Below are 26,072 nucleotides of genomic sequence, written 5' to 3' on the forward strand. Positions count from 1 at the left end.
ACCAGGAAGGGATGTGCACGGTGACCGGCACGGTGAAGCAGCAGAGGCGGCAGCGGCGTGGAGCGGGCGGCCCGCTGCGCCGCGTCCAGATCGGCAACGCGCTCAGTGCGTTCGGCAGCGGGTTCACGATGCCGTACATGTTCGTGTACGTGGACCAGGTGCGCGGGCTGGGTTCGCTGGCGGCCGGGATGGTGTTCACCGTCTTCGCGCTGGCGGCGCTCGCCGTCCTGCCGTTCACCGGGCGCGGCATCGACCGGTACGGTCCCCGTCCGGTGCTGCTGGCGGGCGCGGGCCTGGCCGCCACCGGCGCGTTCGCCTTCGGCCACGCCACCGGCACGCCGGCCCTGCTGGTCTCCTCGTTCCTGTTCGGCGCGGGTGTCACCACCTGCCAGCCGGCGCTCGCCACGATGATCGTCCGCTGCTCGACGGCGGCGACCCGCTCGCACGCCTTCGCGCTGCAGTTCACCCTGGTCAACCTGGGCATGGGCATCGGCGCGCTGGTCGGCGGGCAGATCGTGAACGTCGCCGACCCGGCCAGCCTCACCCGGCTGTTCACCATCGAGGCGGCCACCTTCCTCGGCCTGGCCCTGGTCACCGGCACCGCACGGATGCCCAAGGTCCAGCTGAGCGTCGTCCAGCAGAAGACCGACGGCCCGACCGGCCTGCGCGCCCTGCTCGCCGACAAGGCGATGGTGCGGCTCGGCATCCTCGCCGGGCTGATCTTCTTCACCTGCTACGGCCAGTTCGAGTCCGGTGTCGCGGCCTTCGCCACCGACACCGTGGGCACCGCGCCGTCCACCCTGGGCTTCGCGATCGGTGCCAACGCGGTGACCATCGTGGTGCTGCAGATGTTCATGGTGCGCATCACCGCGCGCCGCCGCCGCACCACCGCGATGGCCGCGGCCGGCGTGGTCTGGCTCGGCGCCTGGGCGATGGCCCTGGTGGCCGGCCTGATCCGGACCGAGACCATGGCCGCCACGGTCGCCATCGTCTCGATCTACGCCCTGTTCGGCGTCGGCGAGTCGCTGCTGGCGCCCACCATGGGCCCGATGGTCGCGGACCTCGCCCCGGCCCGGCTGCTCGGCACCTACAACGCCGGCTACGCGCTGGTGAAGCAGATCGCGATCGCGGTCGGCCCGGCCGTCGGCGTGCTGCTGGTCGGCTCCGGCACCTGGCCGCTCTACCTCGCGGCCATGGCGGGCTCGACGCTGCTGATCATCCTGCTGGCGCTGCGGTTGCGCCCGCACCTCACGGCTGAGCAGGACAACGCGGCCCCGGCCGTGGTCCGCACCACGGCCCCGGTCCGGGAGCTGCAGACCGCCGCCTGACAGCGCCCACAACGGTGTTCGATACGGGCGCCGACCAGGTCACCTGGTCGGCGCCCGTCGCGCTTGGCTTCCCGGGCACCGCCACATAGTGTCAGTGACTGTTGACCGCCCGGCCCCGGCTCGGGCAGCAGACCCGGGCCCGGCGCGACACACCCGCGGGTCCCGTAGACAGGCGAAATCAGCGAGGCTATGACGCAAGCGGCGCTCACGCACCCCCCGGCGGCCCCGGACACCGCCGAACCGGACCCGGCACCGGCCCCGCGCGGGCTGCTGCGCTGGGCCGCCGACCGCTCCGGCTGGCTCGGCCCGATCGGCGTCGCACTCTTCGCCGGCCTGCTGCGGTTCTGGCACCTCGGCTACCCCAACGCCTTCGTCTTCGACGAGACCTACTACCCCAAGGACGCCTGGTCCCTGCTCCAGCAGGGCTACGAGGGCACCTGGCCCGATCACGCCAACACCGACATCCTGGCCGTCCCGCAGTCCATCCCGCTCAGCTCCGCGCCCGAGTTCATCGCCCACCCGCCGCTCGGCAAATGGGTGATGACGATCGGCGAGCAGCTGTTCGGGCTGCACCCCTTCGGCTGGCGGTTCATGACCGCCCTGCTCGGCACCGTCACCGTGCTGATGCTGGCCCGGATCGGTCGTCGGCTCTTCGGCTCCACCCTGGTCGGCTGCACCGCCGCCCTGCTGATGTCCGTCGACGGCCTCCAGCTGGTGATGAGCCGGGTCGGCCTGCTCGACGGCATCCAGATGTTCTTCGTGCTCGCCTCCTTCGGCGCCCTGCTGATCGACCGCGACCACGCCCGGGCCAGGCTGGCCGCGGCCACCGACGGCGACACCGTGCGGCTCGGGCTGCGCCCCTGGCGGATCGCCGCCGGGGTGCTCGTCGGCGCCGCCTGCGCGGTCAAGTGGAACGGCGCCCCGATCCTCGCCGCCTTCGGCGTCCTGACCGTGCTGTGGGACCAGTCCGGCCGTCGCGGCGCCGGCGCCCGCCACCCCTGGCGGTCCATGCTGCGCCGGGACGCCCTCCCCGCCTTCCTCGCCATGGTCGGCTCCGCCCTGGTGGTGTACGTCGGCGCCTGGAGCGGCTGGCTGGCCAGCGGCGCGAACGGCGAGGGCGGCTACGACCGGCACTGGGCGGACGGCCGCGCCGGGCTCTCCCCGGACCACGCCTTCGGCATCCCGCTGCCGCAGGTCCCGATGAGCTGGGTGCCGGCGCCGCTGCGCAGCCTGTGGCACTACCACTCGCAGATGTACGACTTCAACACCGGGCTGAGCACCCCGCACACCTACCAGTCCAACCCCTTCGCCTGGCTGGTCGACGGCCGCCCGGTCTCGATGTACTGGGAGCAGGTCCCGAACGGGACCCGCGGCTGCACCTCCTCCGGCGGCTGCGCGGCGCAGATCCTGGGCCTGGGCACCCCGTTCCTGTGGTGGGCGGCCTGCTTCGCGCTGGTCTACCTGCTGTGGCGCTGGTTCTTCCGCCGGGACTGGCGCTCCGGCGCCGTGCTGTGCGCGGTGGCCGGGATCTACCTGCCGTGGTTCCAGTACCAGCAGCGGACGATCTTCTCCTTCTACATGGTCGTGCTGGTGCCGTTCCTGTGCCTGGCGGTCGCCCAGATGCTCGGCGCGATCCTCGGCCCGGCGGGCTGCAGCCCCGAGCGCCGCCGGTACGGGGCGATCGGGGCCGGGCTGGTGGTGCTCGCGATCGTCGGCTGCTTCGCCTTCTTCTATCCGCTGTACACGGCGGAGGTGATCCCGATGTCGTCCTGGCAGGACCGGATGTGGTTCACCAGCTGGATCTGATGCCGGTTCCGCTGGCGGCGTCCGGCGGGCAGCTGCTGCCGGTCACCCCGGTGCTCGGGGTGGTCACCGCGGCGCTGCTGCTGGCCGCCGTGGCGGTGGCCGGGTGGGGGCTGCTCGGTCACGGGCGGGCGGTGGCGCTGGCCGGGCTGCGGGCGGTCGTCCAGCTGGCGGCCGTCGCCGCGGTGATCACCTGGGTGGTCGGCTCGCTGTGGTCGTCGGCGCTGTTCGTGCTGCTGATGTTCACCGTCGCGGTGCGCACGGCCGGGCGGCGGATGACCCCGGGCCCCGGCTGGGTCTGGGCGGCCGCCCCGATCGGGGCCGGGGTGCTGCCGGTGCTCGCCCTGCTGCTGGGCGTCGGACTGCTGCCGGCCAAGGGCCTGTCGGTGATCCCGGTCGCCGGCATCCTGATCGGCGGCGCGCTCACGGCCACCTCGCTCGCCGGGCGGCGCGCCCTGGACGAGCTGCGGCAGCGGCGCGGCGAGGTGGAGGCGGCGCTGGCGCTCGGCTTCGAGGAGCGGGACGCGCGGCTGGAGATCTGTCGTACGGCGGCCGCGACCTCGCTGGTCCCGGCGCTGGACCAGACCCGGACGGTCGGTCTGGTCACCCTGCCCGGCGCCTTCGTCGGGATGCTGCTCGGCGGTGCCTCGCCGGTCCAGGCGGGGGCGGTGCAGCTGTTCGTGCTGATCGGGCTGCTGGCGGTGGAGTCGGTGGCGATCGTGGTGGTGCTGGAGGTGGTCGGGCGCGGTCTGGTGACGGCGGGGGCGGTCGGCGGCGTCGGGTAGGCTGGAGCGCGTTGAAGGGGAGTAGCCCTCCACCGGACCGTCGACATACTGGCCCCCAGGGGCCCGGCGCCCGGGGCACCGCTCGGTTGGCGGCTGCCGGCGAGACCTTCGGCCGTAGTGCTGTGACCGTTTACCAGCGCTGTCGGGCCGAAGCGTCCCCTGACGGACCTGCGGAGGCCGGACAGCCCGACCGAGGGATTTTCCTCCGATGAGTTTGACCGTTGCCGCGTTGACGTTCGGCATCATCTTCCTGGCCGAACTGCCGGACAAGACGGCGCTGGCCAGCCTGGTGCTCGGCACCAGGTTCCGGGCGAGCTACGTCTTCGCGGGCGTCGCCGCCGCCATGCTGGTCCAGGTGGTGCTGGCGGTGGTCGCCGGGCACCTGCTCTCGCTGCTGCCGCACCGCTGGGTGGAGGGCGTCACCGGGGTGCTGTTCCTGGTCGGCGCGGCGATGCTGCTGTTCCACGGCGGCGAGGACGAGGACGAGCACGCCGCCAAGGAGCCGTCCTCGAACAGCTTCTGGAAGGTGGCCGGGACGAGCTTCGTGGTCGTCGCGGTCGCCGAGTTCGGTGACCTGACCCAGATCATGACCGCCAACCTGGCCGCCAAGTACGCCGATCCGCTGGCCGTCGGGATCGGCTCCTGGCTGGCGCTGTGCGCGGTCGGCGGGATCGCCATCGTGGGCGGGCAGAAGCTGCTCAAGCACGTGCCGATGAAGCTGATCATCCGGGTGGCGGCGGCGATCATGCTGGTGCTGGCCGGGTTCAGCATCTTCGGGGCGATCACCGGCTGACGGCTGGCGACCGGTGCCCGGCGGCGCGGCTCGGCGGCGCGGCTCGGCGGCGCGGCTCAGCAGCCCGGGTCGGCGGTGAGGACGGCCTGGGTCTTGGGGCCGTAGACGCCGTTCTCGCCCTTGATGTGGTTCTCGCCCTGGTACTGCTGCAGCGTCGTCCGGGTCCAGTAGTCGAAGGTGCCGGAGACGATCGACTTGTCGACGAATCCGCACTCGGCGTTGTAGAGCAGCTGCTGCATCGCCCGGACGTCCGGCCCGCTCATCCCGAGCTGGAGCAGCCGCGGGGTCGGGGTGGGCGTCGGAGTCGGGGTGGGCGTCGGGGTCGGCGTGGGCGTCGGGGTGGGGGTCGGCGTCGCCGAGTGGGTCGGGGTGGGGGTGGGCGTCCTGGTCGGGCTGGGCTTGGCCGTCCGGGTGGGGGTCGGGCTCGGCGCGTCGGTGGTCGGCGCCGGGGCGCTGGTCGTCGGAGCGGCCAGCGTCGGCGGGTCCACCGGGGCGGGCGCGAGGGTGGTGACCGGCACCGGCTCCGCCTGGCGGGCCGGTGCGGCGGAGGGCGTGACGGCGTAGGCGAGGCCCACGGTCAGCGCCAGCAGGCCCGCGCCGACGCCCGCGATCAGGCCCTTGTGCCGGGCGAGCGGGCTGCGCTCGGCCTGCTCGGCGGCCCGTCGCGCGGCCCGTCCGCCGACGGGGGCGGAGCCCGGCTCGGGGGCCCCGTTGCCGAACGGGAAGTAGCCGAGCTCGTCCCCGGCGCCGGGCTGGACGGGCTGGACGGGCGGGACCGTCGGCAGGGCGGTGGTGGCGGACGTGGCGCCGACCGCGTACGCGTCCGGCGCGGGGCCGGGGACGGGCGGCAGGACGGTCGTCGCGTAGGCGTCCGCGTCCGGCCCGAGCGGCGGCGTGCCCGGCCGGCCCGGCTGGCGCGGCTGGCCCGGCGGGACGGGCGGCAGGACGGCGGTCGCGAACGGGTCGGCGGCCGGCGGCTGCTCGTCCACGACCTGCCCGGGCACCTGCGGCACGTACGGGCGGACCAGTGGCGGGCCCTCCAGGTGGGGGAGGACGGTGGTCTCGTCGAGGCTCCGGTCCGGGAGGCAGCCGCACCCGGTGGAGCGGTCGGTACCGCACGTCGGGCAGTGCTGGTCCGGCATCGGCCGGCCCTCCTCGGTTCTCGGGTCTCGCGATCGGGCCTGATCATGCGGGCCTGATTATGCAGGACGTCCCGGAGGGTGGACAGCGGCGTCAGGCCCCAGGCGGGCGTGTTGTCCGGTTGGTGGTGGTTGGACCCGGGGAAACCGCCGGAGCCCGCAGGACGGGCCCGGTGCTTACGTTCGGCTTAACCGGGCGGCACAAAGCGGGACATATCTGCCAGCATGGGAAACCGGGAGTGATCGTCCACCGGGGCGTCCGGTCGTCCGGCCCCGCAACCCCGCGACCCCTACGGAGACGCCATGACGGATCCGCTCGCCGCGTCCGACCGGGGCCCGGCGCCCGCGCCCGGCCCGCCGGAGGTCACCGCCCCCAACCTCTGGGTGCCGATCGGCGCCCTGCTGCTGGCGATGCTGCTCGCCGCCCTCGACCAGACCATCGTCTCCACCGCCCTGCCCACCATCGTCAGCGACCTCGGCGGCCTGGAGCACCTGTCCTGGGTGGTCACCGCCTACCTGCTGGCCTCCACCGCCGCCACCCCGCTCTGGGGCAAGCTCGGCGACATGTACGGCCGGAAGCGGTTCTTCCAGGCCTCCATCGTGATCTTCCTGATCGGCTCGGTGCTCTGCGGACTCGCCCAGGACATGGGCGAGTTGATCGCCTTCCGGGCGCTCCAGGGCCTGGGCGGCGGCGGGTTGATGGTGCTCTCCCAGGCGATCGTCGGAGACCTCGTCGCACCCCGGGACCGCGGCAAGTACCAGGGCGTCTTCGGCGCCGTCTTCGGCGTCACCAGCGTGCTCGGACCGCTGCTCGGCGGCCTGTTCGTGGACCACCTCAGCTGGCGCTGGGTGTTCTACGTCAACCTGCCGATCGGCGTGGTCGCCCTGGTGGTGATCGCCGCGGTGCTGCACGGCCTGGAGGTCCGGCGCGAGCACCGGATCGACTACCTCGGCACCGCGCTGATCGCCGCCGTCGCCACCTGCCTGGTGCTGATGACCTCGCTCGGCGGCACCACCTGGGCCTGGAGTTCCTGGCAGGTCGTCGGCCTGGGAGTGCTCGGACTGGTGCTGCTGCTCGCCTTCGTCGAGGTGGAGCGGACGGCCGTCGAACCCGTGCTGCCGCTGCGGCTGTTCCGCTCGCGGACCTTCAGCCTGGTCGCGGTGATCTCCTTCGTGGTCGGCTTCGCGATGTTCGGGGCCCTCACCTACCTGCCGACCTTCCTCCAGGTCGTCCAGCAGGTCTCGCCCACCCTGTCCGGCATCCACATGCTGCCGATGGTGCTCGGCATGCTGCTCACCTCGATCGGCTCCGGTCAGATCGTCGCCCGCACCGGCCACTACCGGATCTTCCCGATCGCCGGGACGGCCGTCACCACGATCGGGCTGCTGCTGCTCTCCCGGCTGGACGAGCACAGCGGCACCGCCGAGATGAGCCTCTACTTCCTGGTCTTCGGCCTCGGGCTGGGCCTGGTGATGCAGGTGCTGGTGCTGATCGTGCAGAACTCGGTCGGCTACCAGGACCTCGGCGTGGCCACCGCCGGCGCCACCTTCTTCCGCTCCATCGGCGCCTCCTTCGGCGTCTCCATCTTCGGGACGATCTTCGCCAGCGGCCTGCGCTCCCGGCTCGCCGACGCCCTCGCCGGGCAGCCGCTCCCGCCCGGCTTCCGGGCGGAACAGATCACCGCCGACCCCCGCCTGATCACCCGGCTGCCGGCCGCCGTCCAGGCCGGGGTCCACCACGCGTACGCCGAGTCGATCACCCGGGTGTTCCTGTACGCGGTGCCGGTCGCGCTGCTCGCCTTCGTGCTGTCGCTGTTCCTGCGGGAACAGAAGCTGCGCTCCACGGTGACCGCGCCCGACCTGAGCGAGTCCATCGGGATCAACCCCGTCGAGCGGTCCTCCCTGGACGAGATCGCCCGCGCCCTGTCCGTCCTGAGCAGCCGGGAGGCCCGGCACGACCTGTTCCGGCGGATCACCGCCACCGCCGGCCTCGACCTGCTGCCCACCTCCAGCTGGCTGCTGCTCCAGATGCACCACCACGGCTCGGTGGAGCCCGCCGAACTCGCCGAGCGGCGGATCGTCCCGATCGCCGTCGTCGAGGAGGCCGTCCGGGAGGTGGAGAGCCGGGGCCTCGCCGCCCGGACCGACAACCTGCCGCTACGGCTCACCGAGGCGGGAGAGGAGGCGGCGCTGCGGCTGGTCGCGGCCCGGCGCACCCAGCTGGCGGAACTGCTGGGGGACTGGGACGAGCAGCAGTACGACGACCTCGCCGAACTGCTCACCCGGCTCAGCACCGCCCTGTGCGCCGACCGGCGCGACCGCCCGGACCCGCCCCTCGGCCCCCAGCCGCCGTACCAGGGGGAGGGACGGTCGTTCTAGGGCCCGCCGGGTGGTCCAGGGGCGCCGAACCAGTGAGGGGTTGTGAGCTGTTCGGCCGCGAGTGAGCGGGAGTGCACGTGAGGGCGCACGCGTTGCGCGCTCGCGCCCTGCGGATCGGGTTCGATCCGGTGGCTGCGGTGGCGTCGAGCTCGCGATCTGGGACGCCGGGAACGGCGCCGGCGTGCGGGGCTCCCTCTCCACCGGAGCGATGGTTCGGGACCTCCCCGTCGCCTCCGGCCGTGCCCACTTGGCCGGGTCGTGAGGGAACCGGCCTCCCGGGGCGGACCACGCACGTGGGGGCACCTCCCGGCCGCCAGGCTGGGGGAGCGTGTCGCCCAGCGGGGTTGAGTACGCCGGGGACCAGTGCGCCCAAGACCGTTCGGGGCGTGCGGCTCATCGGGATCCACTCCCGATCAGTCCAGAGGAACGGTGCGAGCCGGAACGGGCCCCGGGGGGCGAGCTGCCGCAGGCCGTGAGGTGAAGGAGACTGCTGACCGCAGGCAGCAACCGGGCCGGCGGCCGCGCCGTACGCGGGGCCCCGGCGGATCAGTGAGGAGCGGCATGTCCGTCGTCAAGATCAACGTCCTGACGGTGCCCACCGAACAGCGCGAGGTGCTGGAACAGCGCTTCGCCCACCGTGCGCACGCGGTCGAAGGCTCCGACGGCTTCGAGTGGTTCGAACTGCTCCGCCCGCAACAGGTTCGTTGATGTACCTCTGAGGCGCCGGTCCGTTGCCTGTCCTGTTAGTTGAGGCAGGATGGACCCCATGAGCGTAGTCAAGATCAACGTACTGACCGTTCCCGCCGAGCAGCGCGAGGTGCTGGAGCAGCGCTTCGCCCACCGTGCGCACGCCGTCGAAGGCTCCGACGGTTTCGAGTGGTTCGAACTGCTCCGCCCGGTCGAGGGCACTGACAACTACCTCGTCTACACGCGCTGGCGCGACGAGGAGTCCTTCCAAGCCTGGATGGAGGGCCCCATGAAGTCGGCCCACCAGAACGGCGGTGAGGGCGAGGCTCCCAAGCGCCCCGCCGCCTCCGGCTCCACCCTTTGGTCCTTCGACGTCGTCCAGTCGGCCGGTCCCAAGAACGCCTAAGTCACTCCCGCTGCTCTCCCTTTCGTGCTTCGGGCCCTTCCCCTGACGGGGCGGGGCCCGAAGTGTTTCTCAGCTGCCCGCGATGATCGAGAGGTGCGCGGCGGCAGACTCGGACAGGCTGTCGAGCAGGGCTTGGCCCTTGGCCGCAGTTCCGAGGGAGGGCTGTCCGATGATGCCGTTCTTCGTGTAGCCGGCCATGCCGAGCGTGAGCAGGTGCGGGCGCTCGGGGGCGGAGTGGTCGTCCTGGTCGATGCCTTCGCGGATGAGCTCCGGGGCGCCGTGGAGGAGGAGCGACACCTCCAGTTCGCCGCCGTGCATGTCCTCGGCGCCTGAGCTCTCCAGAGCGGCGGCTTCGCGCGCCCGGTGCCAGTCCTCGCGGACGGGGAAGAGGGCGACGCGGGGTCCCTCGGTGTTGGCCTCCTGGACGACGTTCGAGAGGACGTAGTTCCCGCCGTGCCCGTTCACGATCAACAGACCGGGGACGCCCGACGCCTGGAGCGACTTCCACGTGTCGTTGATCACGGCGTAGAGCGTGGCGGCGCTGATGCTGACGGTGCCCGGCATGTGGGCGTGCTCGTGCGAGCAGGACAGGGTGATGGGTGGCAGGAGGAACAGGTCGTAGTCGGTGGCGATTCGCTGGGCGATCAGACCGGCGACGACGGTGTCGGTGGTCAGGGGCAGGTGATCGCCGTGCTCCCCGTCGTCTCTCGCGACAGTTGAGTATTCGTACTCAGGTGCGATCTCCCGGCTCCTGGTTCGATCGACTCCGAACGGAGCAATGGGTCCCACGCGTACCGGATGTGACGAGTGAGCGGTAAGAACGACGACGCGCTGAAGGTGGACACCAACGGTCTGTCGAAGGTCGGAAAGCAGTGCCACGACATCGCGGAGCAGATGCCGGCCGAACTGGCCCGGGTGCACAAGCCCTCAGACGAGGCCGCGGCCGGTCTGAGCGGCCGGCTCTCCGGCGCCGCGATCACGGCGTGCACGGAGGCGTGGGAGAAGGGGCAGCGCCAACTCGCCAAGGACATCGGCGACAACGGCAACAACATGATCACCGCGGCGAACAACTATGACGGTGTGGACGACGCCGTGCACAAGAGCCTGATCTACGGGGGCCGGTAGATGGAGCTGTACCAGCTGGAAAACGCGCAGCCCTCGCGTCTGGCCGCGCTCGCCAACGCCTACGACTCCCTGGGGAAGGCCAACCACGCCCACTTCGAGGCCGTGAAGGAGACCTCCCGCTGGGTCGGCACCAACTGGTCGGGGACCGCCGGGAAGGCCGCGAGCAGCAAGCTGAAGCAGACGAACAACTCGCTGGACGGCTCGTACGTGGCGATGCAGGCCAGATCGTGACCCGGATCTCGCCAGCCAGAGCCGTCGAGTTGTCGAACCGGGTTGAGGCCCGCTGGAAGCAGCTCGGATACTCGACGACGCGTCCCGCGGGGTCGGCGTCGACCGTCAAGGCCACGACCGGGGACGGCAGTGAGCTGGAGCTGGACATCTCGGCAGACGGACGGGCGACCGTCCAGGTCGACCTGGGCCAGTACTTCCGAAACTCGCCCTCGTCGAACTTGGGGTCTCCTTCGCGCTGCCCCGCGCTGATCACGGCCGTGGTCACCACCGCGCCGGAGGGCAGCGCCGGTGCGGCGGGCGGGCTGCTCAACGCCGTCCGGCAGGTCGGGGCGACGGTGGGCGTGGCGGTGACGGGCGCGTTCGTCGGCGGGAGCACGGGTGGGCTGGCGGCGGCGATGCTGCTCCCGGCGGCGGTGTGTGCGCTGTCGGCCGTGCTGGTGCGCCGGAGTCGCGGCGCCGTCTGATCGGCCGTGCTGGTGCCCCGGGGCCGCGGCGTCGTCGGATCGGCCGAGCCGCTCAACTGGGCAGGGTCCAGAGCTGGTTGGGGCCGGCCTGGCAGTCCCAGATCTGCAGTCCGGTCCAGTCGGCGCTGCTGCCGTTCCTGGCGTCCAGGCAGCGGTTGGAGGCGGGGTTGAGCAGGGTGCCGTCCGGGCGGGGCTGCCAGCGCTGGGCGCCGGTGCCGTTGCAGTCGTAGAGCTGGGCGGAGGTGCCGGCGGCGGTCCAGCCGTTGGTGACGTCCAGGCACTTGCCGAACGCCCGTAGTGAGCCGTCCTGTTGGACGGACCAGTCCTGGGCGCCGGTGGAGTTGCAGTGGTAGAGCTGGACGGCGGCGCCGTTGACGGTCGACGCCCGGGCGACGTCCACGCACTGCCCGGCGATGCCGGTCAGCGGGCCGCTCGGGCGGGGGGTGGCCCAACGTTGCTCGGTGGCCCCCGAGCAGTCCCGCAGCAGCAGGCGGCCGTCGGCGGCGGCGAGGCAGCGGCCGGAGGCCGGGTGCAGGAGCGAGGCGTCCGGGCGCGGCTGCCACGCCTGGTCGGTGGCCCGGGCGTCCGGATGGCAGTCGCGCAGCAGGACGGCGGTGCCGTCGGCGGAGCCGGCCGGGGTGAGGCAGCCGCCCAGGACTCCGATGCCGCCGTCCGAGCCGACAGTGGCGTCCTGGGCCGCTGTTCCGGCACAACTCGCGGTTCGTACCGGCTGGTTGGGGTCGGTGGCGGCGGCCTCGGCGTCCAGGCAGGACCGGTCGGAGCCGGTGATCCGCCCGGACCAGGCGGAGACGGCGGGGGAGCCCGGCGCGTCCACCGCGCCCCGTAGCCGGGGCGCGCGGGAGGAGGAGCCGACGGTGAGGCCGTACCGGCCGCCGGGGACGCCCCAGCCGTGGACGCCCTGGTCCCAGACGGCGAAGGCGGAGCGGTCCAGTGGCAGCTCCAGGTGGGTCGAACCGCCGGGCGCCAGGGTGACCTTGTCGAAGGCCTTGAGCTGCTGCGGCGGCTCGCCGGTCATGGACGGGAAGGTCAGGTACAGCTGGGGCACCTCGGTGCCGGTGCGGGTGCCGCGGTTGGTGAGGTCGAAGCCGACCCGCACCCGGCCGGCCTGGTCCGGGCCGGTCACGCTGAGGTTGGCGTAGTCGAAGGTGGTGTAGGAGAGGCCGTGGCCGAACGGGAACAGCGGGGCGGTGCCGCTGGCGTCGTACCAGCGGTAGCCGGGGCCGAGGCGCTCGGTGTAGTGGTAGGCGCCGTCCGTGCCCGGGTACTGGGCGGGGTCCTGGATCGGGGTGGCGTTCGCCGAGGTCGGGAAGGTGACGGGCAGCCGCCCGCCCGGGTCGGTGTCGCCGAACAGCACGTCGGCGAGCGCGGCGCCGCTCTGCTCGCCCGGGTACCAGGCCTCGACCACTGCGGGCACCGCGTCCAGCCACGGCATGGTGACCGGCCCGCCGCTGTTCAGTACCACGATGGTGTGCGGGTTGGCGGCGGCGACGGCCCGGATCAGCGCGTCGTCCGCCGGGGCGAGGTCCAGCGAGTCGCGGTCCGCGCCCTCGGTCTCCTGGTCGCCGACCACCACCACGGCGGCGTCCGCCCCCGCGGCCACCGAGGCCGCCGCCTTCGGGTCGTCGCCGGGGTGGTAGCGCACCTGGGTGTTGGTGCCGGCGCGGGCCGCGATGCCCTGGCGGGGTGTCACCGTCTGTTCCGGGTACGGGGTGACGTGCGAGGAACCGCCCCCGCCGGTGTAGGCGCGGTCCGCCCAGGGGCCGATCACCGCGACGGACTTCAGCCGGGTGGCGTCGAGCGGCAGGGTGGCGTTCTGGTTGCGCAGCAGAACCGTTCCGGCGGCGGCGGCGGTACGGGCGTCGCGCGCGCCGGCGGCCGGGTCGGAGGCGGGCGGCTGACCGCCGTCAAGCGCCCCCGTGCGCGCCATCAGCCGCAGCACGCGCCGGACCTGGTCGTCCAGCACGGCCGGGGCGAGCCGCCCGTCGCCGACCGCGGCGGGCAGGTCGGCGAAGTACGTCGAGCCGCCGAACTCCTGGTCCAGGCCCGCCGCCGCGGCGTTGACCGAGGAGTGGGTGGCCGGGTAGTCGGAGCCGACCGTCCCGTCGAAGCCCCAGCGGCCCTTCAGCACGTCGCGCAGCAGTGGGAAGTTCTCGCACGCCCAGATGCCGTTGACCGGGTTGTAGCCGCACATCGCCGACCAGGCCCGGCCGTCCCGGACGGCCGCCCGGAAGGCGGGCAGCTCGATCTCGGCGAGCGTGCGCTCGTCGACGTCCGAGCTGTACGACTGGCGGTTGTTCTCCTGGTTGTTGGCGGCGTAGTGCTTGACCTGCGCGGCGACGTGCTGGGCCTGGATGCCGCGCACCTCGGCGGTGGCGACCCGCCCGGCGAGGTACGGGTCCTCGCCCAGCGTCTCGAAGTCCCGTCCGCCCTGCGGGATCCGTACGGTGTTCACCATCGGCGCGTACAGCACCTGGTAGCCGCGCGCCCGCGCCTCGCGGCCCAGCACGTCGCCGTAGGTGGTGGCCAACGCCGGGTCGAAGGCGGCGGCCAGCGAGACCGGCGCGGGCAGGGCCGTCGCCGGCCGGCCGTCCCGCACGCCGGCCGGGCCGTCGGACAGCAGCAGCGGCGGGATGCCGAGGCGGGGCACGCCCGCCACGTAGCCGACGGAGTGCACGCCGCCGGGGGCGTCCGTGCCGCGCAGCAGGGTGACCTTCTCGTCCGTGGTGAGCTGGGCCAGCAGGTTCTCGACGCGCTGCTCCGGTGAGACCGGGTCGCCCTTCGGGCTCTCCGGGCCGCTCGGGGCGGCCACGGCGTTGCCGGTCGTGGCCGCGACCAGGAGGCAGCCGCCGAGCCCGAGTCGGAGGAGCCGCGTCCGCAGGGGGAACCGCATCCGCAAGGGGGGACGTCGCATGCCAACCACCACCGATCGACGGAGTCGTACCTGGCCCGGTCGGCCTGAAGAAATGACGGTCCATCAAATTTACGGCGCACGGACACGAGATGGCAGGTGGCGTACCCGGCGCGTGTCGGGCACGTCCGGGGCTCGCCCGGCCGCCGGGCGCCCCGACCGGGTGATCGGTCCCATCGTGCCGTCGGGGCTGGGTAGATTTTCTGATCATGAGGTCGGCAACGGGGGGTGGTCGAGCGCTGCCCTCGCCCGGTCCGCCCTGGACTGGTGACCGTCCGGCTCCGACATCCCGTTCACCACTGACAACGGAGAATCACATGCCCATCGTCATCGCCACGATCAAGACCAAGCCCGGCCGCCGCGAAGAGGTCCTGGCCGCCTTCGAGAAGCACTCCCCCGAGGTCCACGCCGAGCCCGGCTGCGAGCTCTACGCCGTCCACGCCGGGCCCGACCGCGTTACCGTGGTGGAGAAGTGGACCGACCAGGCCAGCCTCGACGCCCACAGCGCGGGCGCTTCGCTGGCCGCCATCGCGGCCGCCATCGGCGACACGCTCGCCGAGCCCCTCGACGTCGCGGTCATGCAGCCCTTCCCGGCCGGAGACGCGGCCAAGGGCCTGATCTGACCCTCGCAAGCCGTCGTCGCCGGGCCCGCGCCGGCAAGCGGGGGCCCGGCGGCGTCGTTCCACCCGGCCGCCGTCCACCCCGGCGGTGGCGGTTCACCCGGCCGGCGGTGGACGGAAGTCGATCGGTGCGTCGAAGGCCGCGCGGCGGATCGTGCGGCGCAGGGCGCGCAGCACTGGCCTGCCGAGCGTGAGGCACAGGACGACGGTCAGCACGGCGCGCGGGAGGTCCCAACCCAGGGACGTGGTCAGGCAGTAGGCGCCGAAGCGGACCAGGTTGGCGGGCAGCGGATCACCCGGGACGAAGGAGATCGAGCCGGCCATCCCGCCGATGTACGGCCAGCCCTGGAGGTTCATGATCGTGCCGTACAGAACCGAGGCGAGCGCGCCGTAGCCGGCCAGCAGGAGGAGTTCGCGGCGGCCGCGCACCGTGGCGGCGCCCGGCAGCAGGCCCGCGCCGAGGCAGACCCAGCCCATGGCGAGCATCTGGAACGGCAGCCACGGCCCGACCCCGCCCGTGAGCAGCGCGGAGGCGAACATCGACAGCGAACCCAGCACGAAGCCGAAGCCGGGGCCGAGGACCCGGCCGGAGAGGACCATCAGGAAGAACATCGGCTCCAGGCCCGCCGTCCCTGCCCCCAGAGGGCGCAGGGCCGCGCCCGCCGCCGCCAGAACCCCCAGCAGCGCCACCGACTTGGCGTCCAACCCCGGCGCCCCGCCGCCCGCCGAACGCCCCTCGGAGATCTGGGCGATGACGACGGCGAGCAGCAGGGGAAGCAGCAGGGCGAACAGCCACGGCGCGTCGGCGGAGTGGCCGACCAGGGCCGACCTGGTGGAGGCGAGCAGCGGCCAGCCGAAGGCCGTCACGCCGACGGAGGAGACGAGCAGGAGCGCCGCGACGGACCGGCGCCCGAGCGGGACGGGACGGCCGCTCATGCGCTCAGCGCCTTCGCGACCTGCTGGACGGTGAGCCACGGCCCCGGCGCCAGCACCTTGGCGACCTGCGGCGCGAACGCGGGCGAGGAGACCACCACCTCCGCCGTCGGCCCGTCCGCGACGAGCTCGCCCTCGGCCAGGATCAGCGTGCGGTGCGCCAGCTCGGCGGCCAGCTCGACGTCGTGGGTCGCCAGCAGCACGGCGTGGCCCTCGGCGGCCAGCGAGCGCAGGATCTCCACCAGCCGGGCCTTGGCGGCGTAGTCCAGGCCGCGGGTCGGCTCGTCCAGGAGCAGCAGTGGGGGCCGGGCGGTGAGGACGACGGCGAGGGCGAGGGTGAGCCGCTGGCCCTCGGAGAGGTCGCGGGGGTGGGTGGCGTCGGCGATGCCGGGCAGCAGGCGTTCCGCCAGGGCGCGGCAGGTGCCGGCGGGAGCGCCGGCGTCCGCGTCCGCGGCGGCGCACTCGGCGGCGACGGTCTCGCCGTACAGCAGGTCGCGCGGGTCCTGGGGGACGAGGCCGACGTGCCGGATCAGTTCGGCGGGGCGGGTGCGGTGCGGGGTGCGGCCGCCGACGGTGACGCTGCCGGAGGTGGGGGCGTGCAGGCCGACCAGGGTGCCGAGCAGGGTGGACTTGCCGGCGCCGTTGCGGCCCATCAGGGCGGTGATCTCGCCGGGGCGCAGCGCGAGGTCGACCCCGCGCAGGGCCTGGACCGGGCCGCGCCGTACCGCCAGGCGGTCGGTGACGGCGATCGGCGCACCGTCCGGAACGTCGGCGCGAACGGGTATCCGGCCGTCGAGCCGCTCCCGCAGCCCCGAAGCCTTGCGGCGGGCGTCGCGAACGGACAGCGGCAGCGGCCGCCAGCCGGCGAGCCGGCCGAGGCCGACCACCGGCGGGTGCACGGGGGAGTGCGCCATCACCTCGGCGGGTTCGCCCAGCACCGGTTCGGTGCCCGGGGTCAGCAGCAGCACCTGGTCGGCGTACTGGACGACCCGCTCCAGCCGGTGCTCGGCCATCAGCACGGTGGTGCCGAGATCGTGCACCAGTCGCTGCAGGACGGCCAGCACTTCCTCGGCCGCGCCCGGGTCCAGCGCCGAGGTGGGTTCGTCCAGCACCAGCACGCGCGGGTGCACGGTGAGCACCGAGCCGATCGCGACGCGCTGCTGCTGGCCGCCGGAGAGGGAGTTCAGGGCGCGGTCGCGCAGGTCGGCGAGGCCGAGCAGGTCGAGCGTCTCCTCCACCCGGCGCCGCATGACGTCGCCCGGCAGGCCCAGGGACTCCATGCCGTAGGCGAGTTCGTCCTCGACGGTGTCGGTGATGAAGTGCGCCAGCGGGTCCTGGCCCACCGTGCCGACCAGGTCGGCGAGTTCGCGCGGACGGTGCTCGCGGGTGTCCCGGCCGCCGACGGTGACCCGGCCGTGCAGCACCCCGCCGGTGAAGTGCGGGACCAGCCCGCTGACCGTCCCCAGCAGGGTGGACTTGCCGGAGCCCGACGGCCCCACCAGCAGGCAGAGTTCGCCCTCGGGAACGGTGAGATCGACGTTCGAGAGAACCGGTTCGGCCGCGTCCGCGTACCGGACGGAGACCTGCTCGAAGGTGATCACGATGCCCTCCGGGGCGGGGTCGGGGCGGCGAACGCCGGTACCAGGCCGAGGAGTACGGCCAGTACGGCGGCCAGCGGCAGCACGGGAACGGTCGGCGGGACGACGGTGGGGGCGAAGGCGGCCGGATCCCGGGCGGCGAGGTAGCCCACCAGGGCGGCCGCGGCGGCGCCGGACCCGGCGGTCAGCCACTCGGGCAGCGCCCAGGGGTCCGGCCGGTAGCGAGATCTGGCGGATCGTCGGCCGCCGAGCAGCAGCCCGGCGAACGCGGCGGTCAGGCCGAGCAGCAGCACCGGAAGCGCCCAGTCGGTGCCGTCGGCGCTGAGCAGCCCGTACGCGGCCAGGCAGACCCCGAGCAGTCCGGCCAGGGTGAGCGCGGCGGTCACCCGGGCGAGCCGGAGCGGGACGTCGGCGGTGCGGCCGAAGCCGCGGGTGTCCATCGCCGCCGCCAGCGCGATCGACCGCTCCAACGCGCCTTCCAGGACCGGGAGTCCGATGCTCAGGACGGCGGCGACGCCCCTGTCCGTACGGCCCCGGAGCCGGCGGGCGGCGCGCAGCCGGCGGACGTCGGCGACCAGGTTCGGCGCGAAGGTCATCGCCACGACCACGGCCACGCCCGCCTCGTAGAGCGCGCCGGGCAGGGCGCGCAGCAGGCGTGCCGGGCTGGCCAGCGAGTTGGCGGCGCCGACGCAGACCAGCAGGGTGGCCAGGCGCAGCCCGTCGTACAGCGCCGAGAGCAGGCCCTCGAGCGTGACCCGCCCGCCGATCCGCACCCCCTGCGCCCAGGCGGGGAGCGGGAGTTCGGGCAGGGCGAACAGCACGTGGGTGCCGGGGACCGGCGAGCCGAGCAGCACGGCGAACACCAGCCGGATGCCGAGCACCAGCAGTCCGAGCCGCAGGAACGCCCCGTACGAACGCGACCAGGGCGCATCGCCGCGGCGCGCCGCGACCACGTAGCCGGCGGTCGCGGCGAGCAGCAGCAGGATCACCGGATTGGTGGTTCGGGTCGCCGCCACGCCGAGCCCGAGCGCCCACAACCACCAGGCCCCGGGGTGCAGTTGGCGCGGACCGATGGACGGTCGGGTGCTACGGGCAGGGCTGCTCACGGATCCGTCCTGGGAGGGGATTAGGAGTGACGGCGGCGGCGCGCCTGCCAGACGGCGCCACCGGCGAGGACGGCGACCAGCGCACCGCCGGCGACCGGGCCGACGTCCGGGCCGCTGCCGTGGCCGGCGGGAGGGGTGGCCTCGGCGGCCCCTGCGGCGGCGTCCACCTGGTCGCCGCAACCCGCCTTCGGGTACCCGGCGATGGCGCACAGCAGGCCGTTGGAGTCGTAGCGCAGCGGCGGGGCGACGGCGGCCAGCACCTCGGCCGAGGTGGCGCGCGGCGCGACGCCGGCGCAGGCCGTCCGCTGCCCGGGCGGCTGCGCGGCGGCTGTCCCGGCGTCCTCGGCCGTCCCGAAGTCCAGCACCACGGCGACCCGCTTGCGGCCGTCCTGGGCGGGCGTGCCGGCGCAGATCTCGTCGAACCGGGCCGTCGCGCGCGGCTTCGCGGCGTCCTGCCCGCCGTCCGGGCTGACGGCGAACCGCCATCCGTCCACCGCCCCGTCCGGCGGCACGGCGATCGCGGGCCCCTGCTGCTGGTACGTCCACGCCCCGCCGTCGGCCCCGCGCCAGAACGACCAGTACCGGTACCCGGCCGCCTGCGCGGGCGCGGCGGCGACGAGCAGCACCAGCGCCCCGAGGAGGACGGCCGCCAGGGCCCGGCGTGGGCGCCGGCCCACGGCCGGGGCGCGATGGTGGGCGGGCCCGGCGGCGGTGTGGCGGTGCCGGGGCGGGCCGACGTCGACGTGGCCCGAGGCCGACGCGGGCTGCGCCTCGACGGCCTCGCCGCTCGCATCGGGTGTGGGCGGCTCGGTGGTGTGCCGGCAGGGCTGGTCAGCGGCCCGGCCACCCGATGCTTGCCGGCCACGCGTTGCCGCGCAGCCGCCGGGCAGGGTCGAAGCTCCGCCCGGCCGGGCGTCAGGGGCGGAGACCATCAGAGGTTCGGGTTGCGCTTGCGCTGGAGGCTGAGCAGGAGGCCGCCGCCGATGCCGATGAGGAGGCCGACGATGATCAGCCAGAACTGGCCCATGCCGTCTCTCTTCTTCTTCACCGGGGTGGCGTCCGCCGGGGAGGCGCCACCCTTCGGGGCCGGGCCGAGGGCGGTGAGCTGGTGGGTGAGGTCGGTGGTGGAGCGGTGGGCGGCCTGGGAGACCAGGAGGAGGCTGGCGGTGGCGGCGGCGTCGGTGCCGTTCTTGGTCCAGGCGGCGCGCTGCCCCTCGAGCCAGTCCACGGCGTCGGTGGCCTGCTCGGGGTGGCCGCTCTGGATCAGGGCCAGGGCGGCCCAGGCGGTGGCGGTGTGGTCGGGCTTGGGGTCGGCGCCCGGAGTGGTGAGGGTGAGGTGCTCGCCGCCGGCCGCGAGCTGCGCGGTGAGGTAGGCGCCGACCGCTTCGCCCGACTCGGCGTGCGGAATGGTGGCCGGCGCGGAGCCGTCGGCGCAGGCGAGGGCCTTGGGGGGCTCGTCGGCGCGCACCGAGGTGGCGACCGGCAGGTGTCCGCCTGCGGCGGCGAGGGCGGCCTGGGCACTGGCCAGGGTGTTGGGGGCGAGGGTGCCGGCGGCCGGGTCGGGCTGGTAGGCGAAGGCGCCGCGCTGGTCGGCGGGGGCGGTGCAGCCGAGCTGGAAGCGGGCGAGGCCGTCGAAGGCGTTCTTGCCGGCCGCGGCGCCGCCGCTGCCCGGCTTGGCGGCGCTCGCCGGGTCGGTGCGGGCCGCGAACAGCGCGTTGACGGCGAGTCCGGTGGAGTTGGCGTCGCCCGGGTTGCCGGGGTTGTAGGGCCAGCTGCCGTCGGCGTTCTGGTTGGCCTTGAGCCACTGCACGCCCTTGTCGACGGCCGGCTGGTGCCCGCCGAGCGCGACCAGGGCCTGGATGGCGACGGCGGTGGCGTTGCTGTCCTCGGTCTTGGCGTCACAGGCCGCGCCGGCGGCCCGGTAGGAGGGCCAGCCGCCGTCCTCGCACTGCTGCCCGGTGAGCCACGCCACCGCCGAGTCGGCCGGGGTGATCTTGTCCGCCGCCAGCGCGGTGAGCGCGAGGGACTGCCGCCAGACGCCGTCGTAGGTCGGGTCGCTCTTGCCGTACAGGCCCTCGGGCAGGGGAGCCGACGGCGACGGGCCGTCGGCGAGGGCCGGTCCGGCGGCGACGCCGGCCAGCAGCGCGGCGGACAGGGCGGCGGCGCCCAGGCGGGCGGCGGTCAGCATGGTGCGGGTGTGCCTTTCGGTGAGCGGTGGGGGCCCGGGCGGGGCCGTTCCGTAGTCCTCGACGGGTGCCGGGCGCGGGCGTCCGGCTCGCCGCTCGTCCCTCCCCGGGTGCTCCGACTCGCCCGGCGCGCGGGAGCGCGGTGGGGCTCACGGTTGCGGGTCAGTGCCGGATTCGCACCGGCTTCCCCCGGGGGAGGAGCGGGATGGAGTTGTGCTGCCCGTCGACTCTAACCGCCGGGCCGCGGCCCGCGGACCGGCTCAGCAGGAACACGTTCCAGTCATCGGGCCCGTCACGGCAGGGTCAGCAGCCGCGCCGCGGTGTGCAGGTCGGCCCGGACCTCGGCGATCGAGGCGCGTCCGGAGAGCCAGGCGACCAGGGCCGAGTGCCAGGTGTGCTCGATCACCCGGACGGCCGCCCGCTGGCTCTCGCTGGGCGGTCCGGACTGGCCGATCGCGTCCAGGATGAGCTGTCCGGTGGCGGCGCTGACCAGGTCCACCTCGGCGCCGACCGAGCGGTCCGCGAAGCACATCGCGCGGACCATCGCCTCGGCCAGCAGCGGCTCGCGCTGGAGCGCGTGGAAGGCCCGGGTGAGGGTGTCGGCGACCCTCGGCGCCGGCTCCCGGTCGGTGGGCGGGTGCCGCCGGATGTGTTCCTGGAGCTCCTGCAGCTGCTCCAGCATGACCGCGACCAGCAGGTGGACCTTGGAGGGGAAGTACCGGTACAGCGTCCCGAGGGCGACCTGTGCGCTCTCCGCGACCTCCCGCATCTGCACCGCCTCGTACCCGCCCCGGGCGGCCAGCGCGGTGGCGGCCCGCAGGATCCGGCGGCGCCGTTCGGCCTGGCGCGCGGACAGCGGCGGCTCGCCCTGCGGAGGGGTGGCGGGGCTCACGGACGTGGTCGGCGACGGCAAGGGTGCTCCCGGGGGCGCGTGGGTGGCGGCGTGCTCCAGAAAGGTCGACCCGAAGGCGACCCGCGGCCGGTCGGGGCGGGCGTGGCGGGAATCACCAGCCCTGGCTCCTGAGCGAAAGCTACGGGCCGGTATCTTCGAGGTCTCTCATTGTTCACACGGTCGATGACGAGTTCCACAGCCACTGAAACCTGATCTACTTTAGCGACCGGCGCCACCGTTGGGGCCGCTCGCACCGATAGCAGCCAGAGATGAGGGCCGAGGATGACCGCGCACCCGCTGCGGATTGCCCTGCTGTCATACCGCGGGGACCCGTTCTGCGGCGGCCAGGGCGTGTACGTACGGCACCTCTCCCGTGAGCTGGCCAGGCTCGGCCACCACGTGGACGTGATCGGCGCCCAGCCCTACCCCGTGCTGGACGAGGTCGAGGGCCCCGGAACGGTCCGCCTGGTCGAGCTGCCCAGTCTGGACCTCTACCGCGCCGACGACCCCTTCCGCACCCCCGCCCGGCACGAGTTCCGAGGGCCGGTGGACGTGCTGGAGTTCGCCACCATGCGCACCGGAGGCTTCCCCGAGCCGCTCACCTTCTCGCTGCGCGCCCGTCAGTACCTGGCCCGGCACAAGGGCCGCTACGACGTGGTGCACGACAACCAGACCCTCGGCTACGGCCTGCTGGGCCTGGCCCGGCACGGCTTCCCGCTGGTCACCACGATCCATCACCCGATCACCGTCGACCGGCAGTTGGAGCTGGACGCGGCCACCACGAGGGCGAAGCGGCTCTCGCTGCGCCGCTGGTACGCCTTCACCCGGATGCAGCGCCGGGTCGCGGCCCGGCTGGACCACGTGATCACCGTCTCCGGCACCTCGCAGCGCGAGATCGCCGAGCACCTGGGCGCCGCCCCCGGCGCGATCTCGGTGGTGCCGATCGGCGCCGACACCCGGCTCTGGTCGCCCTCCGCGGAGATCGAGCGGGTCCCCGGCCGGATCGTCACCACCTCCAGCGCGGACGTGCCGCTCAAGGGCCTGGTCTTCCTGGTCGAGGCGCTGGCCAAGGTCCGCACCGAGCGGGAGGCCCACCTGGTGGTGGTCGGCAAGCCGCAGAAGGAGGACGGGCCGGTGGCCGAGGCGGTGCGCCGCTTCGGGCTGGCGGAGCACATCGAGTTCCGCACCGGACTGACCGACCGGGAGCTGGTCGACCTGTACCGCTCCGCCGAGGTGGCCTGCGTCCCCTCGCTGTACGAGGGCTTCTCGCTGCCCGCCGCCGAGGCGATGGCCACCGGCACCCCGCTGGTCGCGACCACCGGCGGGGCGATCCCCGAGGTGGCCGGGCCGGACGGCGAGACCTGCCTGGCCGTGCCGCCGGGGGAGGCGGACGCGCTGGCCGCCGCGCTCGGCCGGCTGCTGGACGACCCGCGGCTGCGCGCCGAGCTCGGCGCGGCCGGCCGCGAGCGGGTGCTGGCCCGGTTCACCTGGGAGCGGGCCGCCGAGCTGACCGCCGACGCGTACCGGGCGGCGATCGCCACCGGTGTCGGCGCCCGGGCCCGCTCCGGGCCGGGCTGGCGGTACGTGCCCTGACCGGTACGTGCCCTGAGCGGCGCGGCTCGGGCGCGGCGCGCTCGCGAGCGACGCGCCCCGGGCATCAGGCGAGTCACCTGACGAAGCCTTCTGACGAAGCCTTCTGGCGAAGCGTGCTGACGAAACGTCGGAAACGCTTGGTTGCAATAGGAATGGGAGCCCTGCAGTGCTGACCGTCGATTTCTCGCGCTTCCCGCTCGCCCCCGGCGACCGGGTGCTCGACCTGGGCTGCGGCGGGGGCCGGCACGCGTTCGAGTGCTACCGCCGCGGCGCCAACGTGATCGCCCTCGACCAGAACGCCGAGGAGATCGCCGAGGTCAAGAAGTGGTTCGCCGCGATGGAGCTGGCCGGCGAGGCCCCCGAGGGCGCGTCGGCGGTCGCGATGGAGGGCAACGCGCTGGCGCTGCCGTTCGAGGACGAGTACTTCGACAAGATCATCATCTCCGAGGTGATGGAGCACATACCCGACGACAAGGGCGTGCTCAACGAGATGTTCCGCGTCCTCAAGCCGGGCGGCCTGCTCGCCGTCACCGTGCCGCGCTGGCTGCCGGAGAAGATCTGCTGGGCGCTGTCCGACGAGTACCACGAGGTCGAGGGCGGTCACATCCGGATCTACCGGGGTGACGAGCTGCTCGGCAAGCTCAAGGACGCCGGCCTGGAGCCGTACGGCACCCACCACGCGCACGCGCTGCACTCGCCGTACTGGTGGATCAAGTGCGCCGTCGGCGTGGACAACGACAAGGCGCTGCCGGTCAAGGCGTACCACCAGCTGCTGGTCTGGGACATCGTCGGGACCCCGGTGATCAGCACCCTCACCAGGGCCGCCGAGAAGGCGCTCAACCCGGTCATCGGCAAGAGCTTCGTCGCCTACGCCGCCAAGCCGAACCGCACGGAGCCCGGGCAGGCGGGCGCATGACCCCCGCCGTCCCCGAGGTGCTGCTGCTCGACGGGGTGCTGGACGCCGAGCAGGCGGCCGACACCGTCCGCAGCATCCTGGCCGAGCAGCGCCCCGACGGCGCCATCCCGTGGTTCGCCGGCCACCACCTCGACCCGTGGGACCACACCGAGGCCGCGATGGCCCTCGACACCGCCGGCGAGCACGCCGCCGCCGAGGCCGCCTACCGCTGGCTCGCCGCGCAGCAGAACCCGGACGGTTCCTGGTACGCCGCGTACACCGACGGTGTGGTCACCGACCGGGCCAAGGAGAGCAACTTCTGCGCGTACATCGCGGTCGGGGTCTGGCACCACCACCTCAGCGCCGGCGACGACGCCTTCCTGGAGTGGATCTGGCCGGTGGTCCGGCGGGCGCTGGACTTCATCGTCGGCCTGCGGCTGCCCGACGGCCCGATCGCCTGGCGGGTCGACGAGGACGGCGCCGCGACCGGGGAGGCGCTGCTCACCGGCTCGTCCAGCATCCTGCACGCGCTGCGCTGCGGCCTGGCCATCGCCGACTACCTGGAGGAGCCGCAGCCCGACTGGGAGCTCGCGGCAGGCCGGCTGCGGCACGCCATCGCCCACCACCCCGAGCGGTTCCTGGACAAGGGCCGCTACTCGATGGACTGGTACTACCCGGTGCTCGGCACCGGCCTGCGCGGCGACGCGGCGCTGGCCCGGATCGAGCGGGACTGGGACCGCTTCGTCGTCCCCGGCCTCGGCGTGCGCTGCGTCAGCGACCGCCCGTGGGTGACCGGCGGGGAGAGTGCCGAACTGGCCCTCGCGCTCTGGGCGATCGGCCAGTCCGACCGCGCGGTGGACATCCTGCGCTGGATCCAGAAGCACCTGCGGCACCAGGACGGCTCGTACTGGACCGGGTACGTCTTCGAGGACGACGCGATCTGGCCCGAGGAGCGCACCACCTGGACGGCCGGGGCGCTGCTGCTCGCGGTGGCCGCGCTCGGCGGGGACCCGGCGACCGTCGCGGTCTTCGGCGGGGAGCAGCTGCCCGCCGGGCTGGTGGTCCAGGACTGCTGCTGAGCCCACGAAGACCGAAGGGGCGGGACCGGTGATCCGGTCCCGCCCCTTCGGCGTGCTCGACGGGCGTCAGCCGCGCTGGATGCCCGCGGTGTCGGCCAGCACGCCCTGGGTGCCGTCCGCCAGCTGGGCGACCAGGGCCGCGCCGCGCTGCTCGACGGCCAGGTACCAGGTGCCCGGCACGAGCTCGCCGACCGGGGCGCCGGCCGGGTTGTCCTTCGGGGCCAGCTGGCGCGGGGCCGGGACGGCGAACCAGAACGGCTGGAAGTCCGCCGCCGGGGCGGCCGGCTGCTGGGCGGCGGCCGGGGTCGGCTGCGGGGCCGGGGCGCCGGCGTCATGCGGCTGCACCGGCTGGCCGGCGGCCGGGTAGCCGTACCCGCCGGGGACCGGCTGGGCGCCGAAGGCCGGGTCGTGGGCCTGGCCCGGGTAGCCGTACTGGCCGGGCTGACCGGGGGCACCCGGGTGACCGGGCTGACCCGGCATCGGGTAGCCGCCCTGGTACGGGCCGGCGGCCGGGCGGTCGGTGACCAGCGGGGCCTTCAGCGCGGGCACCAGCGGCGCGGCCGCGGCCGCACCGGCCAGCACGATCAGCGAGATGAGGCCGAGCCAGGCGCCGAAGCCGTGGCCGTAGCCGGGGATCGACGGGCCGCCGCCCAGCGCCCAGATCGAGGTCCACAGCGCCGCGACGGCGAACGCGATGCCCCACTGGTCCAGCCGCAGGCCGAGCACCTGGCGGTTGGCGGCGGCGGGGCCCTGGAAGCGCTGCACCAGGATCAGGACGGCGGCGGCGATGCCCAGCAGGTAGATCGAGGGCAGGATGGGGAACAGCTCGGTGCTCCACGCGTTCTGCGAGGTGTTCCCGCAGTACCGGCCGCTGCAGTCCACGGACCAGTAAGGCAGGAAGGAGGCGATGAACAGCAGGACGGCCGCGCCTGCGACGGCGGCGTCTCCCCTGGTGAGAGCGCGCAGATTCACTTACGTTCCCCTCGTTGACGTGTCGTGGACGGTGCTTCGCGCGGTCGGGCTGACCGGCCGAAACTCCCGAACGGACCAGAAGCCTAGGCCCAACCGTCCTGCCGGTGCACGGCGGGACCGGGAACGGGT

24 protein-coding genes and 1 riboswitch are annotated in these 26,072 nt (G+C 74.0%); of the genes, 14 read left to right on the forward strand and 10 right to left on the reverse strand.

From position 1 onward, the window contains the following. Positions 1–20: 20 nt before the first annotated feature. From O1G21_RS26640 to O1G21_RS26655, 4 genes are all read left to right on the forward strand, one after another. Positions 21–1,328 carry an MFS transporter gene (locus tag O1G21_RS26640; RefSeq protein ID WP_270147171.1) on the forward strand — a complete coding sequence of 436 codons (1,308 nt, stop codon included), beginning with the start codon at positions 21–23 and terminating at the stop codon, positions 1,326–1,328. A 189-nt stretch (positions 1,329–1,517) separates the two neighbouring features. Further along, positions 1,518–3,134 carry a dolichyl-phosphate-mannose--protein mannosyltransferase gene (locus O1G21_RS26645; protein WP_270147173.1) on the forward strand — a complete coding sequence of 539 codons (1,617 nt, stop codon included), beginning with the start codon at positions 1,518–1,520 and terminating at the stop codon, positions 3,132–3,134. After that, on the forward strand, positions 3,134–3,916 hold the full coding sequence (locus tag O1G21_RS26650) for an ABC transporter permease (protein WP_270147174.1): 783 nt from the start codon (positions 3,134–3,136) through the stop codon (positions 3,914–3,916). The genes O1G21_RS26645 and O1G21_RS26650 overlap by 1 nt, the downstream gene beginning before the upstream one ends. Before the next feature lie 208 nt (positions 3,917–4,124). After that, complete coding sequence (locus O1G21_RS26655; RefSeq protein ID WP_270147175.1) at positions 4,125–4,709, forward strand: TMEM165/GDT1 family protein; 585 nt, start codon at positions 4,125–4,127, stop codon at positions 4,707–4,709. A 56-nt stretch (positions 4,710–4,765) separates the two neighbouring features. Here O1G21_RS26655 and O1G21_RS26660 read toward each other — a convergent pair whose 3' ends face one another. Then, the gene (locus O1G21_RS26660; protein ID WP_270147177.1) at positions 4,766–5,851 is read right to left on the reverse strand and encodes a peptidoglycan-binding protein; all 1,086 of its coding nucleotides are present in this window, start codon (positions 5,849–5,851) and stop codon (positions 4,766–4,768) included. Between the two features lie 300 nt (positions 5,852–6,151). On the opposite strand from O1G21_RS26660, the gene O1G21_RS26665 reads away from it, so the two are divergent. The 3 genes from O1G21_RS26665 to O1G21_RS26675 all read left to right on the forward strand — a co-directional run bounded on the left by O1G21_RS26665 (position 6,152) and on the right by O1G21_RS26675 (position 9,320). Beyond that, positions 6,152–8,227: an MDR family MFS transporter gene (locus O1G21_RS26665; protein ID WP_405000709.1), complete on the forward strand. Its 2,076-nt coding sequence runs from the start codon at positions 6,152–6,154 to the stop codon at positions 8,225–8,227. A 561-nt stretch (positions 8,228–8,788) separates the two neighbouring features. Further along, positions 8,789–8,935, forward strand: coding sequence for an antibiotic biosynthesis monooxygenase family protein (locus O1G21_RS26670; RefSeq protein WP_405000710.1), 147 nt, complete (start codon positions 8,789–8,791; stop codon positions 8,933–8,935). Between the two features lie 58 nt (positions 8,936–8,993). Continuing rightward, on the forward strand, positions 8,994–9,320 hold the full coding sequence (locus tag O1G21_RS26675) for an antibiotic biosynthesis monooxygenase family protein (RefSeq protein ID WP_270147179.1): 327 nt from the start codon (positions 8,994–8,996) through the stop codon (positions 9,318–9,320). 69 nt (positions 9,321–9,389) lie between these two features. Here the strand turns inward: O1G21_RS26675 and O1G21_RS26680 are convergent, their stop codons facing one another. Next, on the reverse strand, positions 9,390–10,109 hold the full coding sequence (locus O1G21_RS26680) for a creatininase family protein (RefSeq protein WP_270147181.1): 720 nt from the start codon (positions 10,107–10,109) through the stop codon (positions 9,390–9,392). A gap of 18 nt (positions 10,110–10,127) precedes the next feature. Here O1G21_RS26680 and O1G21_RS26685 point away from each other — a divergent pair, with 18 nt between their 5' ends. From O1G21_RS26685 to O1G21_RS26695, 3 genes are read left to right on the forward strand one after another with little or no spacing between them, the layout of a single operon-like run. Further along, positions 10,128–10,445, forward strand: a complete 318-nt coding sequence (locus O1G21_RS26685; protein ID WP_270147184.1) for a type VII secretion target — start codon at positions 10,128–10,130, stop codon at positions 10,443–10,445. Next, positions 10,446–10,676: a hypothetical protein gene (locus O1G21_RS26690; protein ID WP_270147186.1), complete on the forward strand. Its 231-nt coding sequence runs from the start codon at positions 10,446–10,448 to the stop codon at positions 10,674–10,676. It abuts the gene before it with no gap. A gap of 29 nt (positions 10,677–10,705) precedes the next feature. Then, a complete protein-coding gene (locus O1G21_RS26695) occupies positions 10,706–11,140 on the forward strand; it encodes a hypothetical protein (protein WP_270147188.1) in 435 nt (144 codons plus the stop codon). A gap of 52 nt (positions 11,141–11,192) precedes the next feature. Here the strand turns inward: O1G21_RS26695 and O1G21_RS26700 are convergent, their stop codons facing one another. After that, entirely contained in the window at positions 11,193–14,072 is a 2,880-nt protein-coding gene (locus O1G21_RS26700; RefSeq protein ID WP_270147190.1) for a glycoside hydrolase family 3 C-terminal domain-containing protein, read from the reverse strand. A gap of 314 nt (positions 14,073–14,386) precedes the next feature. Between O1G21_RS26700 and O1G21_RS26705 the strand changes: the two genes are divergently transcribed. Continuing rightward, positions 14,387–14,692, forward strand: coding sequence for a putative quinol monooxygenase (locus O1G21_RS26705; RefSeq protein ID WP_270147192.1), 306 nt, complete (start codon positions 14,387–14,389; stop codon positions 14,690–14,692). 93 nt (positions 14,693–14,785) lie between these two features. On the opposite strand, the gene O1G21_RS26710 is transcribed toward O1G21_RS26705, so the two are convergent. From O1G21_RS26710 to O1G21_RS26735, 6 genes are all read right to left on the reverse strand, one after another. Next, positions 14,786–15,625 carry an ECF transporter S component gene (locus O1G21_RS26710; RefSeq protein ID WP_270147194.1) on the reverse strand — a complete coding sequence of 280 codons (840 nt, stop codon included), beginning with the start codon at positions 15,623–15,625 and terminating at the stop codon, positions 14,786–14,788. Continuing rightward, positions 15,622–17,223 carry an ABC transporter ATP-binding protein gene (locus O1G21_RS26715; RefSeq protein WP_270147195.1) on the reverse strand — a complete coding sequence of 534 codons (1,602 nt, stop codon included), beginning with the start codon at positions 17,221–17,223 and terminating at the stop codon, positions 15,622–15,624. Before O1G21_RS26715 ends, O1G21_RS26710 begins: the two co-directional genes overlap by 4 nt. Next, positions 17,220–18,326, reverse strand: coding sequence for an energy-coupling factor transporter transmembrane component T (locus O1G21_RS26720; protein WP_270147197.1), 1,107 nt, complete (start codon positions 18,324–18,326; stop codon positions 17,220–17,222). Before O1G21_RS26720 ends, O1G21_RS26715 begins: the two co-directional genes overlap by 4 nt. A 20-nt stretch (positions 18,327–18,346) precedes the next feature. Further along, complete coding sequence (locus O1G21_RS26725; RefSeq protein ID WP_405000711.1) at positions 18,347–19,258, reverse strand: SCO2322 family protein; 912 nt, start codon at positions 19,256–19,258, stop codon at positions 18,347–18,349. Further along, positions 19,258–20,514: a prenyltransferase/squalene oxidase repeat-containing protein gene (locus O1G21_RS26730; protein ID WP_270147198.1), complete on the reverse strand. Its 1,257-nt coding sequence runs from the start codon at positions 20,512–20,514 to the stop codon at positions 19,258–19,260. The genes O1G21_RS26725 and O1G21_RS26730 overlap by 1 nt, the downstream gene beginning before the upstream one ends. 107 nt (positions 20,515–20,621) lie before the next feature. Beyond that, positions 20,622–20,701: riboswitch (cobalamin riboswitch) on the reverse strand. Positions 20,702–20,804: 103 nt separating this feature from the next. Then, positions 20,805–21,425, reverse strand: coding sequence for a TetR family transcriptional regulator (locus tag O1G21_RS26735; RefSeq protein WP_270147199.1), 621 nt, complete (start codon positions 21,423–21,425; stop codon positions 20,805–20,807). Between the two features lie 261 nt (positions 21,426–21,686). Here O1G21_RS26735 and O1G21_RS26740 point away from each other — a divergent pair, with 261 nt between their 5' ends. The 3 genes from O1G21_RS26740 (at position 21,687) to O1G21_RS26750 (ending at position 24,971) form a co-directional block, all read left to right on the forward strand. Continuing rightward, positions 21,687–22,997 (forward strand): glycosyltransferase family 4 protein, encoded by a 1,311-nt coding sequence (locus O1G21_RS26740; RefSeq protein ID WP_270147200.1) that lies wholly within the window; start codon positions 21,687–21,689, stop codon positions 22,995–22,997. A gap of 166 nt (positions 22,998–23,163) precedes the next feature. Next, positions 23,164–23,913, forward strand: a complete 750-nt coding sequence (locus tag O1G21_RS26745) for a class I SAM-dependent methyltransferase (RefSeq protein WP_270147202.1) — start codon at positions 23,164–23,166, stop codon at positions 23,911–23,913. Further along, complete coding sequence (locus O1G21_RS26750) at positions 23,910–24,971, forward strand: prenyltransferase/squalene oxidase repeat-containing protein (protein WP_270147203.1); 1,062 nt, start codon at positions 23,910–23,912, stop codon at positions 24,969–24,971. The genes O1G21_RS26745 and O1G21_RS26750 overlap by 4 nt, the downstream gene beginning before the upstream one ends. Positions 24,972–25,037: 66 nt before the next feature. On the opposite strand, the gene O1G21_RS26755 is transcribed toward O1G21_RS26750, so the two are convergent. Further along, positions 25,038–25,943: a hypothetical protein gene (locus tag O1G21_RS26755; RefSeq protein ID WP_270147204.1), complete on the reverse strand. Its 906-nt coding sequence runs from the start codon at positions 25,941–25,943 to the stop codon at positions 25,038–25,040. Positions 25,944–26,072: the final 129 nt, after the last annotated feature.

The sequence above is a fragment of the Kitasatospora cathayae genome (assembly GCF_027627435.1).
Taxonomy (GTDB): Bacteria; Actinomycetota; Actinomycetes; order Streptomycetales; family Streptomycetaceae; genus Kitasatospora; species Kitasatospora cathayae.

What these genes read in the sequence shown, in the direction of transcription:
- O1G21_RS26725 (WP_405000711.1), bottom strand. Translation starts at nt 19,258, where the DNA reads ATGGTCTCCGCCCCTGACGCCCGGCCGGGCGGAGCTTCGACCCTGCCC.
- O1G21_RS26645 (WP_270147173.1), top strand. Translation starts at nt 1,518, where the DNA reads ATGACGCAAGCGGCGCTCACGCACCCCCCGGCGGCCCCGGACACCGCC.
- O1G21_RS26655 (WP_270147175.1), top strand. Translation starts at nt 4,125, where the DNA reads ATGAGTTTGACCGTTGCCGCGTTGACGTTCGGCATCATCTTCCTGGCC.
- O1G21_RS26660 (WP_270147177.1), bottom strand. Translation starts at nt 5,851, where the DNA reads ATGCCGGACCAGCACTGCCCGACGTGCGGTACCGACCGCTCCACCGGG.
- O1G21_RS26690 (WP_270147186.1), top strand. Translation starts at nt 10,446, where the DNA reads ATGGAGCTGTACCAGCTGGAAAACGCGCAGCCCTCGCGTCTGGCCGCG.
- O1G21_RS26710 (WP_270147194.1), bottom strand. Translation starts at nt 15,625, where the DNA reads ATGAGCGGCCGTCCCGTCCCGCTCGGGCGCCGGTCCGTCGCGGCGCTC.
- O1G21_RS26650 (WP_270147174.1), top strand. Translation starts at nt 3,134, where the DNA reads ATGCCGGTTCCGCTGGCGGCGTCCGGCGGGCAGCTGCTGCCGGTCACC.
- O1G21_RS26730 (WP_270147198.1), bottom strand. Translation starts at nt 20,514, where the DNA reads ATGCTGACCGCCGCCCGCCTGGGCGCCGCCGCCCTGTCCGCCGCGCTG.
- O1G21_RS26665 (WP_405000709.1), top strand. Translation starts at nt 6,152, where the DNA reads ATGACGGATCCGCTCGCCGCGTCCGACCGGGGCCCGGCGCCCGCGCCC.
- O1G21_RS26670 (WP_405000710.1), top strand. Translation starts at nt 8,789, where the DNA reads ATGTCCGTCGTCAAGATCAACGTCCTGACGGTGCCCACCGAACAGCGC.
- O1G21_RS26740 (WP_270147200.1), top strand. Translation starts at nt 21,687, where the DNA reads ATGACCGCGCACCCGCTGCGGATTGCCCTGCTGTCATACCGCGGGGAC.
- O1G21_RS26675 (WP_270147179.1), top strand. Translation starts at nt 8,994, where the DNA reads ATGAGCGTAGTCAAGATCAACGTACTGACCGTTCCCGCCGAGCAGCGC.
- O1G21_RS26700 (WP_270147190.1), bottom strand. Translation starts at nt 14,072, where the DNA reads ATGCGACGTCCCCCCTTGCGGATGCGGTTCCCCCTGCGGACGCGGCTC.
- O1G21_RS26750 (WP_270147203.1), top strand. Translation starts at nt 23,910, where the DNA reads ATGACCCCCGCCGTCCCCGAGGTGCTGCTGCTCGACGGGGTGCTGGAC.
- O1G21_RS26705 (WP_270147192.1), top strand. Translation starts at nt 14,387, where the DNA reads ATGCCCATCGTCATCGCCACGATCAAGACCAAGCCCGGCCGCCGCGAA.